The sequence below is a fragment of the Mesonia algae genome (assembly GCF_003253545.1).
GTDB classification, from domain to species: domain Bacteria; phylum Bacteroidota; class Bacteroidia; order Flavobacteriales; family Flavobacteriaceae; genus Mesonia; species Mesonia algae.
Map to the genome: position 1 here is coordinate 379,806 of NZ_QKYV01000002.1, position 15,572 is coordinate 395,377.

At 31.3% G+C, this 15,572-nt stretch carries 18 protein-coding genes; 9 read left to right on the forward strand and 9 right to left on the reverse strand.

Going from position 1 to position 15,572, the window contains the following annotated elements:
• Positions 1-40: 40 nt before the first annotated feature.
• A complete protein-coding gene (locus LX95_RS04945) occupies positions 41-2,167 on the reverse strand; it encodes an ATP-binding protein (protein ID WP_146240740.1) in 2,127 nt (708 codons plus the stop codon).
• A 420-nt stretch (positions 2,168-2,587) separates the two neighbouring features.
• Positions 2,588-3,682, reverse strand: a complete 1,095-nt coding sequence (gene ychF / locus LX95_RS04950) for a redox-regulated ATPase YchF (protein ID WP_111540327.1) — start codon at positions 3,680-3,682, stop codon at positions 2,588-2,590.
• A gap of 179 nt (positions 3,683-3,861) precedes the next feature.
• On the opposite strand from ychF, the gene LX95_RS04955 reads away from it, so the two are divergent.
• Positions 3,862-4,359 carry a hypothetical protein gene (locus LX95_RS04955; protein ID WP_111540328.1) on the forward strand — a complete coding sequence of 166 codons (498 nt, stop codon included), beginning with the start codon at positions 3,862-3,864 and terminating at the stop codon, positions 4,357-4,359.
• A gap of 52 nt (positions 4,360-4,411) precedes the next feature.
• On the opposite strand, the gene LX95_RS04960 is transcribed toward LX95_RS04955, so the two are convergent.
• Positions 4,412-4,762 (reverse strand): 4Fe-4S dicluster domain-containing protein, encoded by a 351-nt coding sequence (locus LX95_RS04960; protein WP_111540329.1) that lies wholly within the window; start codon positions 4,760-4,762, stop codon positions 4,412-4,414.
• Positions 4,763-4,827: 65 nt separating this feature from the next.
• Here LX95_RS04960 and LX95_RS04965 point away from each other — a divergent pair, with 65 nt between their 5' ends.
• The 6 genes from LX95_RS04965 to LX95_RS04990 are packed head-to-tail and all read left to right on the forward strand — an operon-like array spanning position 4,828 to position 9,419.
• Entirely contained in the window at positions 4,828-5,877 is a 1,050-nt protein-coding gene (locus LX95_RS04965; protein ID WP_111540330.1) for an acyl-CoA reductase, read from the forward strand.
• A 17-nt stretch (positions 5,878-5,894) separates the two neighbouring features.
• Positions 5,895-6,959 carry a 3-phosphoserine/phosphohydroxythreonine transaminase gene (gene serC / locus LX95_RS04970; RefSeq protein WP_111540331.1) on the forward strand — a complete coding sequence of 355 codons (1,065 nt, stop codon included), beginning with the start codon at positions 5,895-5,897 and terminating at the stop codon, positions 6,957-6,959.
• 1 nt (position 6,960) lies between these two features.
• Complete coding sequence (locus LX95_RS04975; RefSeq protein WP_111540332.1) at positions 6,961-7,917, forward strand: D-2-hydroxyacid dehydrogenase; 957 nt, start codon at positions 6,961-6,963, stop codon at positions 7,915-7,917.
• Positions 7,918-7,932: 15 nt separating this feature from the next.
• Entirely contained in the window at positions 7,933-8,664 is a 732-nt protein-coding gene (locus LX95_RS04980) for a septal ring lytic transglycosylase RlpA family protein (protein ID WP_111540333.1), read from the forward strand.
• Between the two features lie 14 nt (positions 8,665-8,678).
• Entirely contained in the window at positions 8,679-9,086 is a 408-nt protein-coding gene (locus LX95_RS04985; protein ID WP_111540334.1) for a DUF6146 family protein, read from the forward strand.
• 9 nt (positions 9,087-9,095) lie between these two features.
• Positions 9,096-9,419 (forward strand): DUF6787 family protein, encoded by a 324-nt coding sequence (locus LX95_RS04990; protein WP_111540335.1) that lies wholly within the window; start codon positions 9,096-9,098, stop codon positions 9,417-9,419.
• A gap of 46 nt (positions 9,420-9,465) precedes the next feature.
• Here the strand turns inward: LX95_RS04990 and LX95_RS04995 are convergent, their stop codons facing one another.
• From LX95_RS04995 to LX95_RS05005, 3 genes are all read right to left on the reverse strand, one after another.
• Positions 9,466-10,014, reverse strand: coding sequence for a type 1 glutamine amidotransferase domain-containing protein (locus LX95_RS04995; RefSeq protein ID WP_111540336.1), 549 nt, complete (start codon positions 10,012-10,014; stop codon positions 9,466-9,468).
• Positions 10,015-10,122: 108 nt separating this feature from the next.
• Positions 10,123-11,070, reverse strand: coding sequence for a YihY/virulence factor BrkB family protein (locus LX95_RS05000; protein ID WP_111540337.1), 948 nt, complete (start codon positions 11,068-11,070; stop codon positions 10,123-10,125).
• Between the two features lie 78 nt (positions 11,071-11,148).
• A complete protein-coding gene (locus tag LX95_RS05005; protein WP_111540338.1) occupies positions 11,149-12,339 on the reverse strand; it encodes a proline dehydrogenase family protein in 1,191 nt (396 codons plus the stop codon).
• An 89-nt stretch (positions 12,340-12,428) separates the two neighbouring features.
• Between LX95_RS05005 and aroB the strand changes: the two genes are divergently transcribed.
• Positions 12,429-13,496, forward strand: a complete 1,068-nt coding sequence (aroB, locus tag LX95_RS05010) for a 3-dehydroquinate synthase (protein ID WP_111540339.1) — start codon at positions 12,429-12,431, stop codon at positions 13,494-13,496.
• On the opposite strand, the gene bcp is transcribed toward aroB, so the two are convergent.
• The gene (gene bcp, locus LX95_RS05015; RefSeq protein ID WP_111540340.1) at positions 13,497-13,946 is read right to left on the reverse strand and encodes a thioredoxin-dependent thiol peroxidase; all 450 of its coding nucleotides are present in this window, start codon (positions 13,944-13,946) and stop codon (positions 13,497-13,499) included. It lies immediately after the preceding gene.
• A 30-nt stretch (positions 13,947-13,976) separates the two neighbouring features.
• On the opposite strand from bcp, the gene LX95_RS05020 reads away from it, so the two are divergent.
• Complete coding sequence (locus tag LX95_RS05020; protein WP_111540341.1) at positions 13,977-14,645, forward strand: endonuclease III domain-containing protein; 669 nt, start codon at positions 13,977-13,979, stop codon at positions 14,643-14,645.
• Between the two features lie 24 nt (positions 14,646-14,669).
• On the opposite strand, the gene LX95_RS14575 is transcribed toward LX95_RS05020, so the two are convergent.
• Both LX95_RS14575 and LX95_RS05025 read right to left on the reverse strand, forming a co-directional pair.
• Entirely contained in the window at positions 14,670-14,822 is a 153-nt protein-coding gene (locus LX95_RS14575) for a hypothetical protein (RefSeq protein ID WP_170116582.1), read from the reverse strand.
• Positions 14,823-14,879: 57 nt separating this feature from the next.
• Positions 14,880-15,467, reverse strand: coding sequence for an RNA polymerase sigma factor (locus LX95_RS05025; RefSeq protein WP_111540342.1), 588 nt, complete (start codon positions 15,465-15,467; stop codon positions 14,880-14,882).
• Positions 15,468-15,572 lie beyond the last annotated feature (105 nt).

Sequence of the window (15,572 nt, forward strand, 5' to 3'; positions counted from 1 at the left end):
CTCGCACAAGGGAAAATAATCAACAATAAATAAAAATTTATTATTGCAAGTATTTAGAGATGGTATTTATTAAAGTTTCTTTACTAAAAGGTTTGATTAAAACATCTGTTATTCCCGCTTTTATAGCTCTTTCTTTAATTTCGCTCAACTCTGATGCGGTTACGGCTATAATGGGTTTTGTAGGATGAATTTTTCTTACAGAGGTTACAATCTCATAACCATTTAAAGTTGGAATATTTATATCTACTAAAGCAATGTCCCATTCTTTTTCAATTAATGCTTCTAACCCATCTTGACCATCACCAAATGTATTAAGATCAACATCATAATCTTTTAAAAACTTTTCAACCACTAAACGGTTGATTTGATTATCTTCTACTTGAATTATTTTTTTCTCTTTTAATGGATTAATTTTAAAAGATTGGTCTTGCACTACATTTTGTTTAAGAGGATTATCACATTCAATTTCAAAAGAGAAAATTGACCCTTGATCTACTTTACTATTCAATTTAATCTCACTATTCATAAGCAATAATAACTTTCTTACTATAGATAAACCTATACCTGTACCTTCCATAATACTTTTATCTATAGAAATTTGTGAAAAGTTATCGAAAATTATATTTTGCTTGTCTTTAGGTATGCCTACACCATCATCTATAACTTTAAATTCTATGATAGATTTATCTTGGGTATGATTAATTTGATTTACTTCTACCCTTACCTTTCCTTTACTAAATTTAATGGCGTTATCTGTTAAATTTAGTAGAACCTCATAGAGTATATTAGAATCAGAAATTATTTGGCTGGGTAATTTTGGATCAATTTTATATACCACCTCACAATTGTATTTTTCTTTATGAAATTGAACCGCATTAGAGATGTTATTAAGAAAGGTATGCAACGTAATAACCTCTGGTTTTACTTTTATTTTATTTTTATCAATTTTATTGAGAAAAAGAATATTATTAATTAAATTAAGTAAGTAATTACCTGAAAATTTTAAAGAGTTGAGAAGCTTTTTATTTGTATTGGAGGTATCATCACTTTCTAACAATAAAGATGCTATTCCTATTACTCCGTGTAATGGAGTTCTAATTTCATGGCTAATATTTGAAATAAATTGTGATTTAGCTTCTGCAGCAATTTCAGCATCTTTTTTTGCTTTTTTTAATTGTTTATTACGCTTATTTAAAGTGATAATCAATTTGTTCTTTATTTTATTTTCTCTATAAATAAGTAAGAGTATAGCAAATAAGAAAATTGATATTATAGCATACAACCAAGAAGTTCTCGATTTAGATTTGGCTAAATCTTGCATAAGTACTTTCTCTCGTTTAGAGCTCACTAAAGCTCTCTCATATTCTTTTAAATCATATCGTGCATTTTCTACAGCTAAGCGCTTTTTTAGATCTTCATTAATAAAGTTATTTTTGTTAGAAATATGTTTTTCTAAATAAAAAAATGCTTTATCAAACTTACCAATACTTTTTTCATAGCTACTTCTATAGAGGTAAATTTCACTTAATTGTTCATATAAAGGATGAGTTTCAAGCACTTCAATAGATTTATCGAAATTTATTTCTGCAAGTTCATGTTGATTAATTTGTGCATAATAACGTGCTAATAACAAATATGCTGAAGAAATTAAAGTACTATTATATCTACTGAATTCTTTATCTACATTTGTCGTTATTTTTTTTAGTTCTCCAATATAATCAGCTGTTTTTTGAGGTTGATTATTATCTAATCGATTCCATACTATATTGATAAGCACATCATTTTTAAAACTATGATTTAAAGAATCTGCTATGTGAAGTGCTTTTTTATAGTATATTTCTGAAACCTTATAATTCTTTTCTTCAAGCACCCAAACATTCCCCAACCCATTGTAATTAACCATTAAAAGCCTAGGGTAATTATGAAGTAGAGAAAGATCTTTGGATTTTGTATACTTTTCTTTTGCTGAAGAATAATTCTCCACCGCTTCATCATTTAAAGCTAATAAATTGTAGGCACTAGCTGTATAGTAAGTAGCTTGTTCTTTATAAGATTCTTCTAAAAGTTGAAGAGCAATTTTTTTTGAATCTGTAAAATTTGAAATATCATATTTAGCCAAGCTAGCTTTCTCAAGTTCTTCTAAGTGAGATATCTTTTCTTGAGCCAAAGAAAAAAAACAAACAAGGCAGAAAAAAAAGGAGGTAAAAAATTTTATCAAAAAAAATGATTTATTGAGATCGTAAATTTAAAGTATTAATGTCATTTTTTAAATAAAAAAACACTGATTTTAAACAATTTAATAAATCTTATCTAATATTGAATTGATGTATATTAAAAAAGAAGGTGACTTAATGGTAAAAAAAACGTTTAAATAAAAACGATGTAATGCAAATAAACTAGATAAAATATAGATTTAAAAAAGATTTAGGCCGACATAAATAAAGCTATTCGTACTTAAAATTATTAAAATAAAATTTTATTTCGGTTGGATGATCTATATGTATCTGCTATTAATTTAATGTGAAAAAGGCTCAAAATCTAAATTTGATTTTGAGCCTTTTTTTATATTACTGAAAATAACAATCAGTTAAACATTAAATCTAAAATGCATTACGTCCCCATCTTGAACCACATATTCTTTTCCTTCAACACTTAATTTACCTGCATCTTTTACTTTTGCTTCGCTTCCTAAAGAAACATAATCATCATATTTAATTACTTCGGCACGAATAAAACCTTTCTCAAAATCTGTATGAATAACTCCTGCTGCTTGTGGAGCTGTAGCTCCTACAGGAATTGTCCAAGCTCTTACTTCTTTTACTCCTGCAGTAAAATAGGTTTGCTGGTTTAATAATTTATAAGCCGATCTAATTAATTTAGCTGAACCTGCTTCATCTAGACCTATATCATTTAAAAACATTTTTCGTTCTTCAAAGTCATCTAGCTCTGTGATGTCTGCTTCAGTACCTACTGCTAATACTAAAACCTCTGCATGTTCGTCTTTTACCGCCTCTTTTACTTTTTCTACGTATTCATTTCCGTTAACGGCAGCATCTTCATCTACATTACAAACATAGAGAACAGGCTTATCGGTAATAAACTGTAATGGCGCTACAAGTTCTTTACGGTCATCTTCTGCAATATCAATTGCTCTTACAGATATTCCTGCTTCCAATCCTTCTTTTAATTTCAAAAGGACTTCTTGCTCTTTTATAGCTTCTTTATTTCCCGTTTTTGCTGCTCTTTTTACTTTTTCGAGTTTCTTATCTACAGTTTCTAGATCTTTTAACTGAAGTTCAATATCAATAGTTTCCTTATCTCTAATAGGATTTACATTTCCGTCAACGTGAACAACATTATCGTTATCAAAACATCTTAATACGTGTAGAATAGCATCAGTTTCTCTAATATTTCCTAAAAACTGATTTCCCAGTCCTTCTCCTTTACTTGCACCCTTAACCAATCCTGCTATATCAACGATTTCTACGGTTGCAGGTAAAACTCTTTCAGGCTTTACTAACTCCTCCAACTTCTCTAGCCTCATATCGGGCACATTCACGATTCCTATATTAGGTTCTATCGTACAGAAAGGGAAATTAGCACTTTGTGCTTTTGCGTTAGACAAACAATTAAATAATGTTGATTTCCCAACATTTGGTAATCCTACAATACCTGCTTTCATAGTTTTTCTTAATACTTTTTGAACCGCAAATATACAGAATGATTTGGTTTAATAAAGCATTATTAATGAAGTGATACTATATTATTTCTTGAGTTCTTTTAAGTAAATTTTACCGTTGCCTTATTAAAAATTAACACAATATAAATTTACCTTTAAGCTAACTAAAAAAAACAATTAAAATGAAAAAATTAATGATTACTGCTTTGTGCTTAACTTTTGGTTTTACCAATTACGCACAAACTGAAGACAAAATGAAGAAAACAGTTACTACAAAAACCATTACCAAAGATAATAAAGGCGAAAATGTAGCTGTTGAAAAGAGAACCATTAAAGCCCAACAAGAGTTAGGGGTTGAAAATAATGATAAGACCAATCAAGCGGTTAGAAGACATCAACCTCAAATTTCTACTTCCACCTCATTTATGGTAGATCAAAATAGCTATATGATATCTCCAGATAGAAAAGGGTATGTTGTTCATAAAATGAATGGGAAGGAAAGAACAGAGTATGGTGTTATTAGACAGATGCCTGATAGGGATACTTACATACTACACACCAAGGAATATGACTCTTTTGGATATTTTGACGAAGATGGAAACTTTGTAGTTGGAAATTATGATCCAAAAACAGATGATATCATCTTAAAAAAATATATGATGAAAAGGCCTACTAGATAATAGTAGTAAATAAAATAGATAAAAAAACCACTCATTCGAGTGGTTTTTTGTTTTATTGGTTATGCATAAAAGCTTGTTTCTCTAATAGTTTGTCGTCGGTTTCGACATGATCATCATCGGGCACACAACAATCTACAGGACAAACTGCCGCGCATTGAGGTTCATCGTGAAAACCTTTACATTCGGTACACTTATCTGGCACTATATAGTAAAACTCATCACTTACAGGCTCTTGAGCCTCTTCGGCGTTTGCTTCTTTTCCGTTAGGCAAAACAATATCTCCATCAAGATCGGTTCCATCGGCGTAACGCCAATCATCGGCTCCTTCGTAAATTGCAGTATTAGGACACTCAGGTTCACAAGCTCCGCAATTAATACACTCGTCTGTTATAATTATAGCCATTTTTTTCTTTTTATATATGTAACTTTGCACAAAAATAAAGCCATTCGGGTAGATAACCAAATAATATGAATGTAGAAGCACGCATCAAACCTTTTTCTTTATTAGGAAACTCATTAAAACGATTTTTAAACCACGCAGAAGCTACTTCCGATAAGGAAAATAATTTTTTCACTATTTTAAATGAAAAAATAGATAATGCTATTCATTATAATGGGTGGTTTACGAAAGAAAATATTCTTTTTTCTTTAAAACAATGGAGTCTTGCTTTAGAGGAAAAAAAATTAGAAAATTGGATTTCTAATTATTCTATTGATGAAGAGAAAAACCTTACTGTAGCTATAATTATGGCTGGGAATATTCCTTTAGTAGGTTTTCATGATTTTCTTTGTGTTCTCCTTAGCGGAAATAAAGTATTGATAAAACAATCCTCGAATGATAATCAATTACTGCCAGTAATCACTCAATATATAACGGAATTAGAATCACATTTTAAAGAAAGAATTGCGTTTTCTAAAGATCGCTTAGATAATTTTGATGCTGTAATCGCTACAGGTAGTAACAATACAGCTCGTTATTTTGAATATTACTTCTCAAAAAAACCTCACATTATTAGAAAAAACAGAAATTCTGTTGCCATTCTTACCGGAAACGAAACTAAAGAGGAACTACAACCTTTAGGAGAAGATATTTTTCGTTATTACGGGTTAGGATGCCGAAATGTCTCAAAACTATATGTTCCTAAAGAACAAAAATTAGATTACTTTTTTGAAGCTATTTATGACTGGCACCCTATAATCGATTCTAACAAGTATGCTAATAATTATGATTACAACAAGGCGGTGTATTTAATGAGTGAATATAAAATTTTAGATAACGGCTTTTTAGTGCTTAAAAAAGACGAATCTTTCTCCTCTCCTATCGCCTCTGTTTTTTATGAGGAATATGAAGATCTAGAACAATTAAAGTTAAAACTAAAAAAAGAAGAAGAAAACATACAATGTATAGTTTCTAATGGATTGGAAAACCATCACATTCCTTTTGGCAAAACTCAACAACCACAATTAGCCGATTATGCCGATAATGTAGATACCATGAAATTTTTAACTCACTTATAGTTTTTAAAATAGAATTTATGAAAAAACACAATTTTAGCGCAGGGCCTTGTATTTTACCTCACTCGGTATTTAAAGAAGCTTCTGCAGCCGTATTAGATTTTAATAATTCTGGCTTATCTATTTTAGAAATCTCACACCGTAGTAAAGATTTTGTGAATGTAATGGAAGAAGCTAGATCATTAGTTTTGGACTTATTGCAATTAAAAAATAAGGGTTATCAAGCTTTATTTTTACACGGTGGTGCGAGCACTCAATTTTTAAGTGTTGCCTACAATTTATTAGAAAAAAAGGCAGCCTATTTAAATACAGGAACTTGGTCTTCTAAAGCGATAAAAGAAGCTAAAATGTTTGGAGAAATAGTTGAAGTGGGTTCATTTAAAGACAAATCATTCAGCTACATACCTAAAAAATATTCTATAGATCGTTCTTATGATTATTTTCATTGCACAAGTAATAATACCATTTATGGAACTCAAATTAAAAAATTTCCTCAAATAGAAATTCCTCTGGTTTGCGATATGAGTAGCGATATTTTTTCGAGACAATTAGATTTTAGTCAATTTGATTTAATCTATGCTGGAGCTCAAAAAAATATGGGTCCGGCAGGAACTACTTTAGTGGTTGTAAAAGAATCAATTTTAGGAAAAGTTACTAGAAAAATCCCTTCTCTCCTTAATTATCAAATTCAAATTGAGAAAGAAAGCATGTTTAACACCCCTGCGGTTTATGCGGTTTATGTTTCTTTACTTAATTTGAGATGGCTACAATCTCTTGGTGGCATAAAAGCTATAGAAGAGATCAATGAAAAGAAAGCACAATTATTTTATTCAGAAATTGATATTAATCCTTTGTTTAAAGGTTATGCGGCCAAAGAAGATCGATCTACAATGAACGCTACTTTTAACCTAGAAGACAACAAGTTAGAGCCTTTATTTAATCAATTACTAGAAGAAGCAAATATCAATGGTCTTAATGGACATCGTAGCGTGGGTGGCTATAGAGCTTCTATGTATAACGCACTCCCGTTATCTAGTGTAGAGACTTTGGTGGAAGTAATGAGTGAATTAGAAAGAAAAGCATAATATGAATATATTAATAAATGACGGACTTTCCGTTAACGGAATAAAAGCCTTAGAAGAAGCTAAATTTAAAGTTTTCAACACTAAAGTTGCTCCATCTCAATTGGCCGATTATATCAATAAAAATAACATTGAAATCATTTTAGTTCGTAGTACCACAAAAATTAGTGAAGAACTTATAGATCAATGCCCAAAACTTCAACTTATTGGACGTGCTGGTGTTGGTTTAGATAATATAAATGTCGCTTACGCGGAAAAAAAAGGTATTAAAGTAATTCATACTCCAAATGCATCTTCCCGAAGCGTAGCCGAAATGGTTTTTGCTCATATTTTTAGTAACGTACGCTTTCTGAAAAACACAAATCAAGATATGCCTTTAGAAGGGGATTCTAGATTTAAGGAGTTAAAAAAAACATACAGTAATGCTAGCGAACTTTACGGAAAAACATTAGGGATTATAGGTTTTGGTAGAATTGGTAAAGAAGTCGCTAAAATAGCATTAGGTTTAGGAATGAAAGTTATCGCTCGTGATAACAAATTGGGGAAAGCCGAAATTAAGATTGATTTTTTTGACGGTCAAGAAGTTACTCTTTCGGTTGCTACAGCACCACTAAATGAAGTTTTAGAAAATTCAGATATCGTAACCATTCACGTTCCTACACAAGATAATTACCTTATCGGAAAGGAAGAACTTGAGCTTATGAAACCAAATGCTGGAATTATCAACACTTCTAGAGGTGGAATTGTAGATGAAGTAGCTTTAGTAAATGCTTTAAATGACAAAAAAATAGCATTTGCAGGTTTAGATGTGTTTGATAGAGAGCCCACTCCAGAAATTCAGATTTTAATGCACCCTGCCATTTCTTTAAGTCCGCATATTGCAGGATCTACGGTAGAAGCTCAAGAAAAAATAGGTGTCGAGCTTGCTAATCAAATAATTAATATATTCGCAAAGAACTAACAAAATACAAAACCAATGCAAAAAATTATTTTCATCTGTACTTTTCTCTTGCTTTCTACTTTTAGTTTCGCACAAGTTCAAACTGGGAAAGCTTCTTTTTATGCCGATAAATTTGAAGGAAGAAGAACCGCAAGCGGAGTAAAATATTACCATAACAAACCTACAGCTGCACACCGCCACTTGCCTTTTGGAACAAAAGTGAGAGTAACTAACTTAGCAAATAACAAAACTACAGTTGTTGAAATTAATGATAGAGGTCCTTTTGTGAGTGGAAGAATAATAGATCTTTCTAAATCTTCTGCACAAAAATTAGAATATATAGGAATGGGAGTTACCGATGTGGCCATTGAAGTGATTGGAGATGGCAGCGATGAAATTGCAGATGTTTCTACTCCTGCAGATAATGGAGAGACCTCTACCTCTACTCCTACTAATCCAGATGCTCCAGTAGCCAACGTAGAGCCTTTGGAGTTTTATGAGTTAAATATAAATAGAATTGAGCCAGATTGGTTTGGTGTACAAATAGGAAGCTTTCAAGAACTTGCTAACTTAATTCGTTTGGCAGATAACTTAAAAGCAAGTTACCAAAGAGATGTTACCGTGCAAGTTAAAGTAATTCAAGACATTAAAGTGTACACTCTTGTGGTTGGTAAATTTAATTCTAGAGAAAAAGCAGAAAAGTTTAGAGATGAAGTTTCAAATAGATACCCAGGAAGCTTTATAATAGATTTTTCTAAGTTTCAATAAGACTTATTAATACTATGAAAAATTTTATTCTTTTTTGCATTGTACTTTTTGGAGTCTATAGTTGCAGTAGTACTAAAAGCATTGATAAATCTGGAAAGGAAAATTCTACATCGGTTAGTAACGATACCATAAGAATTGCCAATGATAATCTAGAATATGAAATTATTATTGTAGAACCTGGTTTTAACTCTTGGCTTGCTACACAACGATCAAAGGAACATTATAGTTTAAGTTTGCTAGAAAATAAAAATTCCTTTATGGTCTCTTCCTATAATAGTAGAGTGACCACAGGTGATTACAATAGAGACTTGTATTCTTGGGAGATTAACTATGATTCGACCCTTAAGTATGGCTTAGAAGTAAATTATTTACTTTACCAATATCTTCAATATTTTCAAGAAAAATACAATCAAAAACTTTAGGAGAAATATATGGAAAAATTGAAAGAGCGCTGGGGAATTGAATCTAACTGGCAAATCATTATCATTTTTATTGTCTTTGGGATAACAGGTTCATCATCTGTCTATGTTGCAAAACCTCTTCTTGCTTGGTTAAATTTAGATAGAGGTCATTTTTCTGAAGGATTTTGGTTTGGAGGATTTATATATTATTTCCTAAGAATTATTCTTGTCTTTCCTATTTACCAAGTATTATTAGTAAGTTTTGGTTGGCTTTTTGGTCAGTTTAAATTCTTTTGGGAGTTCGAAAAGAAAATGTTAAGTCGAATTGGATTAAAATTTTTATTTAAATCATAAAAAAAGTCCGCGTAAAGCGGACTTTTTAGATTTTATTAAGCTTAAATTAAGCATGTTGTAAATCGTGCTTACCTTCTTTAATCTCTTCAATTAGTTTACTATTAAATGCAGGTAAATCATCTGGATTTCTACTTGTAACTAAGCCTTCATCTACCACTACTTCTTTATCTTCCCAATTTGCTCCAGCATTTATTAAATCCTTTTTAATAGAAGGATAAGAAGTCATGGTTCTTCCTTTTACAACATCTGCGTTGATAAGTGACCAAGGACCGTGACATATAGAAGCTACAGGTTTACTTTGTTTAAAGAAGTCTTTAATAAAAGTAATTGCATCTTTCTCTATTCTTAATTTATCTGGATTAATAACCCCACCTGGTAAAACAAGAGCATTATAGTCATTTGCAGATACACTATCTAAGGTTTTATCTACCTTGTATTCATTACTCCAATTCCCTTGATCCCAGGCTTTAATACTTCCAGATTTTAAACTCACAATATCAACTTGAAAGCCTTCATTCTCCATCGCTTCTTTAGGTGATTTTAATTCACTTTCTTCAAATCCGTCGGTTGCTAAAATGGCAATTCTCTTTTTCATAGTTCTAGTTTTTTTTAGTTTAATTTTCTTTTCGGTAAAGATAAAATACTCATTACCAAGACTCTATTAAAAAAAATGTAAACCTCGTTTTAAAAACGTTAAACTTTATTAAGTAGAGAGTTTATCTATCTGTTTTTTCTTTTTTTTTATACGGTTTTTTTCTTCTTCTAACTCTTCCATCTCTTGATAATAAGCAGGCTCGGCAAAACTATTAGGAGTGATGGTTTCATTTCTAAAAAGAGCATATTGAACGGTAAATTCTGCTCCAAAAAACATAATCAAGCAAGAATAGAAAACCCAAAGTAAAATAAGAATGACAGAAGAAGCTCCTCCGTAAACAGATGCAGGATCACTCTCGCTAAAGTAAAAGCCTAATAAATATTTACCTAACAAAAATAAAACGGTAGTAAGTGAGGCTCCTATAAAAGTAATTTTCCATCTTATTTTAATGTCAGGTAAAAGTTTAAAGATTCCTGCAAAGAGAGTTCCTATAAAAATGTAACTTAATAGAAAATTGAAAACCTCTAACGAGTAAGAAGTGATTTGTGGAGCATAAGTACTTATATATTCGCTTAAAGCGGAAACTACCGTAGAGATGACCAATGAAATTAATAACATAAAACCAATTACGATAATCATTCCAAAAGAAATGGCCCTATCTAAAATCATCCGCATTAGATTATCTTTTTTAGCTCTTACACTCCATATTCTATTCATCGCTTTTTTCAATTGAAAAAAAGCTCCTGTTGCACCAAAAATGAGCATTAAAACACTTACCGTAATATTAAGAAAGTTTTCTCCTTTTATACGAGCATTGGTAATCATCGTTTCTATAGTTAGAGCCGTTTCTTCCCCAGTGAATGAAGCAACTTCAGAAATAATTTTCCCTTGAACATCTGATGTTTCAAAGAAATATCCCGCTATGGTAATAATGATAATGAGCAAAGAAGGTAATGAAAACAAAGTATAATATGCAATTACGGCACTTTGCTCAAACGGACTATTACTCATCCATTGCTCATAGGTCTTCTTAATAAACTGAAATGTCTTTTTCATAGATTAACAATTACTTCTGTAAAATAAAAAATCCATCTGAAGCAGATGGATTTTATTTCGTTAAAAAAGCTGTAAAATTTACGCAATACGTTTGGTAAATTGTCCTTCTCTTCTTTGCTTTTCTTCTAGCAGTAAAGCATATTCCCTTCCCGTTTGACCTTTCACTGATGAGTTTTCTTGCGCTCTTCTCATTAAATAAGGGATTACATCTCTAATAGGCCCAAAAGGAACCAATTTAGCTGCATTGTATCCATTTAAACCTAAATTGAAAGAGATATGGTCACTCATTCCAAAAAGCTGACTAAACCATATACGATCATCATCTTTGCTAATGTCTTTTTCTTCCATTAACTGCATGGTTAAATAAGTACTTACCTCATTATGGGTTCCTATATAAAGAGCTATTTCATCTAGATTTTGCATTGCATAATAAATAACCGCATTAAAATTCACATCGGTAGCTTCTTTATCTTCACATATAGGAGTTGGATAACCCATTTTATCTGCTCTAGCATTTTCCTTTTCCATGTAAGCGCCACGTACAACTTTGGCTCCTATTTTAAACCCTCTATTTTTAGCTCTCTTATGTAAATCTTTAATATATTGTAGTCTATCCCAACGGTAACACTGTAAAGTATTATAAACAATTACTTTTTCTTGGTTATATTTAGACATCATTTCTTCTAGAAGATCGTCTGCAGCATCTTGCATCCAAGACTCTTCAGCATCAGCTAAAATTCTCATATCTAATTTGTAAGCCAACTCACAAATTTCATCGACACGGTCTACAATTCTATCCCACTCTTCTTGATCTTCTTTGGTAAGCTCTTCTTTGGCAGATACTTTTTCCCAAATTGCAAACCTTCCTATTCCTGTAGGTTTAAATACCGTAAACGGAATTTCTTTCCTGCGGTTAGCAAAGGTCACAATTCCTGTTTTAGTGTTTAATGCTTTATCAAATTCAGCTTCTTCTTCTTTTCCTTCAGAAGAATAATCTAATACACTATGTACATGCATTTCATGCATTTTCTTAATTACAGGTAAGCAATCTTCTTTAGAAGTTCCGCCACAAAACATCTTAAAAATAGTCTTCTTAATAATACCTTCTACGGGTAAATGAAGTTTTAGGGCTAAATTTGTAACTTTGGTTCCTATGCTAACCAAAACGCCTTTATTCATCATACTAAAAATAAATAGTGATTTTTTTAACTCACTATCGCTTTTTAAAGCAAAGGCTCTCTTTGTATTATTAAAAATCTTTGTAACCATTAACGCTATTTTTTTGCAAATATAAGTCGTGAAGTAACAATATTTTATTTTTTCTAATTAATTTCGACGTTCATTTAACATCAATTTTAATGAAGTCAATAGCATCTGTTAAAAATTTTATACATTTTGGCGAAACAGCTTACCAATACTTGAATAACTACCTTAACGACAATAATCCTTCTAAACTTTTTATACTAGTAGATTCACATACTAAGGAGCTTTGTTTGCCTAGTTTTTTACAAAATTTAGCTACCTCCATAGAAATCGAAATTATTGAAATTGAGCCAGGCGAATCAGAAAAAAATATTACTACTTGCAATGGCGTATGGGAAGCTTTAACAGAATTAGATGCCGATAGAAAATCTCTGTGTATTAATCTTGGTGGCGGTGTGGTTACAGACCTTGGCGGATTTGTTGCCTCTACCTTTAAAAGAGGAATAGCTTATATAAATATACCTACTACTCTATTAGGGATGGTTGATGCTGCCGTTGGAGGGAAAACCGGAGTTGATTTAGGTAAATTAAAAAATCAAATAGGTGTAATAAGTAATGCAGAAATGGTTCTTATAGACACTTCTTTTTTAACCACTTTAAGCGCTAACGAAATGCGAAGTGGATTAGCCGAAATGCTAAAACACGGTCTAATTGCAGATTCTTCCTACTGGAATAAAATGAGTGATTTATCTCAACTTACTTTAGAAGATTTAGATGAATTGATTTATGAATCCATCCTCATTAAAAATAATATTGTTACCCAAGATTTAAATGAAGACGGAATTAGAAAAACCTTGAATTTTGGACACACTTTAGGGCATGCTATTGAAAGTTATTTTCTAGAAAGCAATGAAAAAGAAACACTACTACATGGTGAAGCCGTTGCTGTTGGAATGATTTTAGCAGCATACCTTTCTAATCAATTACAGAACTTAGATAGCAATCAAACTCAAGAGATAAAACAAACTATTTTAAAAACTTTTCCTAAAGTAGATTTTGCTAAAGAAGACTTAGCACCTATTATAGATCTTATGAAATATGATAAAAAGAACAGTCATGGGATTATTAATTTTGTTCTCTTATCATCTATAGGTAAACCTATTATAGATTGCCAAGTCTCTAATGATTTAATTGAGAAAAGCTTTCAATTTTATAGTGAATAACTATAAAATCTGCTCTGCGTGAGCTTTGGTTTTTACTTTAGAGATTACATTAGAAATTTTCCCATTTTCATCGATTACAAAAGTAGTCCGATGAATTCCTTCGTATTCTTTACCCATAAATTTTTTAGGTCCCCAAACTCCAAAGGCATTGATTACCTCTTTTTCTTCATCTGCTAGTAATGGAAAAGGTAATTCGTGTTTATTTTTAAAATTTTGTTGACGTTTAGGAGTATCGGCACTTACGCCTAAAATGTCGTACCCTTCTTTTTGAAAAGTCTCCCAATTATCTCTTAAGTTACAAGCTTCGGCTGTGCAACCCGGCGTACTTGCTTTTGGATAGAAAAAAACGACTAATTTCTTTCCTTTATAATCTTTAAGTTGATGAGTTTTCCCATCTTGATCTTGCACCGAAAAATCTGGAGCATTATCTCCTACTTGTAATGTGGTCATAATTGTTATTTTTGTTTAAAAATACACAAAATGAACAAGCAAGAAAAAGTAAGCTTTGTTATAAATACGTTAAAGGAACTCTACCCAACGATACCGGTTCCTTTAGATCATAAAGATCCTTATACATTGTTAATTGCTGTATTGCTTTCCGCGCAAAGCACAGATAAAAAAGTAAACCAAATTACTCCTATTCTTTTCGCTAAAGCGGATAATCCTTTTGATATGGTTAAACTCTCTGTAGAAGAAATTAGAGAGATTATTAAACCTGTGGGCTTATCTCCCATGAAATCTAAAGGCATCTATGGTTTATCAAAGATTTTAATTGAAGAGCATCACGGTATAGTGCCAGAAAGTATTGAGGTTTTAGAAACTTTTCCCGCTGTAGGACATAAAACAGCAAGTGTAGTGGTAGCTCAAGCATTTGGAATTCCTGCGTTTCCAGTAGATACGCACATACATAGACTTATGTATCGATGGAATTTAAGTAATGGTAAAAATGTAAAACAGACAGAAAAAGATGCCAAAAGATTATTTCCTAAAAATTTATGGAATGAGTTACATCTTCAAATTATTTGGTATGGAAGAGAGTACTCCCCTGCCAGAGGCTGGGATTTAGAGAAAGATATTATCACAAATACTATAGGAAGAAAAAGCATTATACAAGAATATCATACTAAAGCAAAAAAAAGAACTCGCTAGCTAACAACGAGTTCTCTTCAAAGTTTAGTTAAGAAGTGCTTCAAACTTCATTTTTTTATAATCTATAACACTTAAAGCCTTAGAGTAATTTAGCAAAAAGCTTATAGTCTCTTTGCTTGGTTTCAGGTTTCCCACTTCATCTTCTTTAGAAGGTTTATTTAAGTAAAGTTTTGCCATCTATATTCATTTTCATTAGTTGTTTAAAAATAACGAAAAAAAATTGGACTTATTGTATTAATTTGTCAAAACAATATTGTGCTTATCAATAACCTTTCTTAAATTAATCAACGCATAACGCATTCTTCCTAGAGCAGTATTGATGCTAACATCGGTACGTTCTGCAATTTCTTTAAAACTCATGTCTTTATAAATACGCATGACCAACACTTCTTTTTGATCTTCAGGAAGTTCTTCAATTAGATTTTTAACGTCATTTTCAATTTGATCTTTCACCATGAGACGTTCTGCATCTAAATTGTCATCTCCTAAGACATCAAAAATGTCAAAATCTCCGCTACAATCAAATTTAGGCATACGATTGTTTTTTCTAAAATAATCGATTACAAGATTATGAGCAATTCTCATCACCCAAGGCAGAAATTTACCTTCTTCATTATATTTTCCTCGTTTTAATGTTCTAATGACTTTAATAAAAGTATCCTGAAAGATATCTTCGGTAACATCACGATCAAAAACCTTAGAATAAATAAAGTTATATAAGCGTTGTTGATGTCTATTAATTAATGTAGATAATGCATTCTCGTCACCTTTTATATAGCAACTAACAAGATGGGCATCTGTAGAAGTTTGGATTTTTTTCATACAAGTTACTTAGTTAACACATAAGAATTGCTTCTTGTGTGTAAAAATTAAAAATTTTGGTTTTTTAAAAGTAACAGTATGCTATAGGCAGAATTTTGTTTTTCT

Excerpts from the sequence above, each read along its gene's own strand:
- ychF (WP_111540327.1), bottom strand. The coding sequence starts at position 3,682 with ATGAAAGCAGGTATTGTAGGATTACCAAATGTTGGGAAATCAACATTA.
- LX95_RS04955 (WP_111540328.1), top strand. The coding sequence starts at position 3,862 with ATGAAAAAATTAATGATTACTGCTTTGTGCTTAACTTTTGGTTTTACC.
- LX95_RS04960 (WP_111540329.1), bottom strand. The coding sequence starts at position 4,762 with ATGGCTATAATTATAACAGACGAGTGTATTAATTGCGGAGCTTGTGAA.
- LX95_RS04965 (WP_111540330.1), top strand. The coding sequence starts at position 4,828 with ATGAATGTAGAAGCACGCATCAAACCTTTTTCTTTATTAGGAAACTCA.
- serC (WP_111540331.1), top strand. The coding sequence starts at position 5,895 with ATGAAAAAACACAATTTTAGCGCAGGGCCTTGTATTTTACCTCACTCG.
- LX95_RS04975 (WP_111540332.1), top strand. The coding sequence starts at position 6,961 with ATGAATATATTAATAAATGACGGACTTTCCGTTAACGGAATAAAAGCC.
- LX95_RS04980 (WP_111540333.1), top strand. The coding sequence starts at position 7,933 with ATGCAAAAAATTATTTTCATCTGTACTTTTCTCTTGCTTTCTACTTTT.
- LX95_RS04985 (WP_111540334.1), top strand. The coding sequence starts at position 8,679 with ATGAAAAATTTTATTCTTTTTTGCATTGTACTTTTTGGAGTCTATAGT.
- LX95_RS04990 (WP_111540335.1), top strand. The coding sequence starts at position 9,096 with ATGGAAAAATTGAAAGAGCGCTGGGGAATTGAATCTAACTGGCAAATC.
- LX95_RS04995 (WP_111540336.1), bottom strand. The coding sequence starts at position 10,014 with ATGAAAAAGAGAATTGCCATTTTAGCAACCGACGGATTTGAAGAAAGT.
- LX95_RS05000 (WP_111540337.1), bottom strand. The coding sequence starts at position 11,070 with ATGAAAAAGACATTTCAGTTTATTAAGAAGACCTATGAGCAATGGATG.
- LX95_RS05005 (WP_111540338.1), bottom strand. The coding sequence starts at position 12,339 with ATGGTTACAAAGATTTTTAATAATACAAAGAGAGCCTTTGCTTTAAAA.
- aroB (WP_111540339.1), top strand. The coding sequence starts at position 12,429 with ATGAAGTCAATAGCATCTGTTAAAAATTTTATACATTTTGGCGAAACA.
- bcp (WP_111540340.1), bottom strand. The coding sequence starts at position 13,946 with ATGACCACATTACAAGTAGGAGATAATGCTCCAGATTTTTCGGTGCAA.
- LX95_RS05020 (WP_111540341.1), top strand. The coding sequence starts at position 13,977 with ATGAACAAGCAAGAAAAAGTAAGCTTTGTTATAAATACGTTAAAGGAA.
- LX95_RS14575 (WP_170116582.1), bottom strand. The coding sequence starts at position 14,822 with ATGGCAAAACTTTACTTAAATAAACCTTCTAAAGAAGATGAAGTGGGA.
- LX95_RS05025 (WP_111540342.1), bottom strand. The coding sequence starts at position 15,467 with ATGAAAAAAATCCAAACTTCTACAGATGCCCATCTTGTTAGTTGCTAT.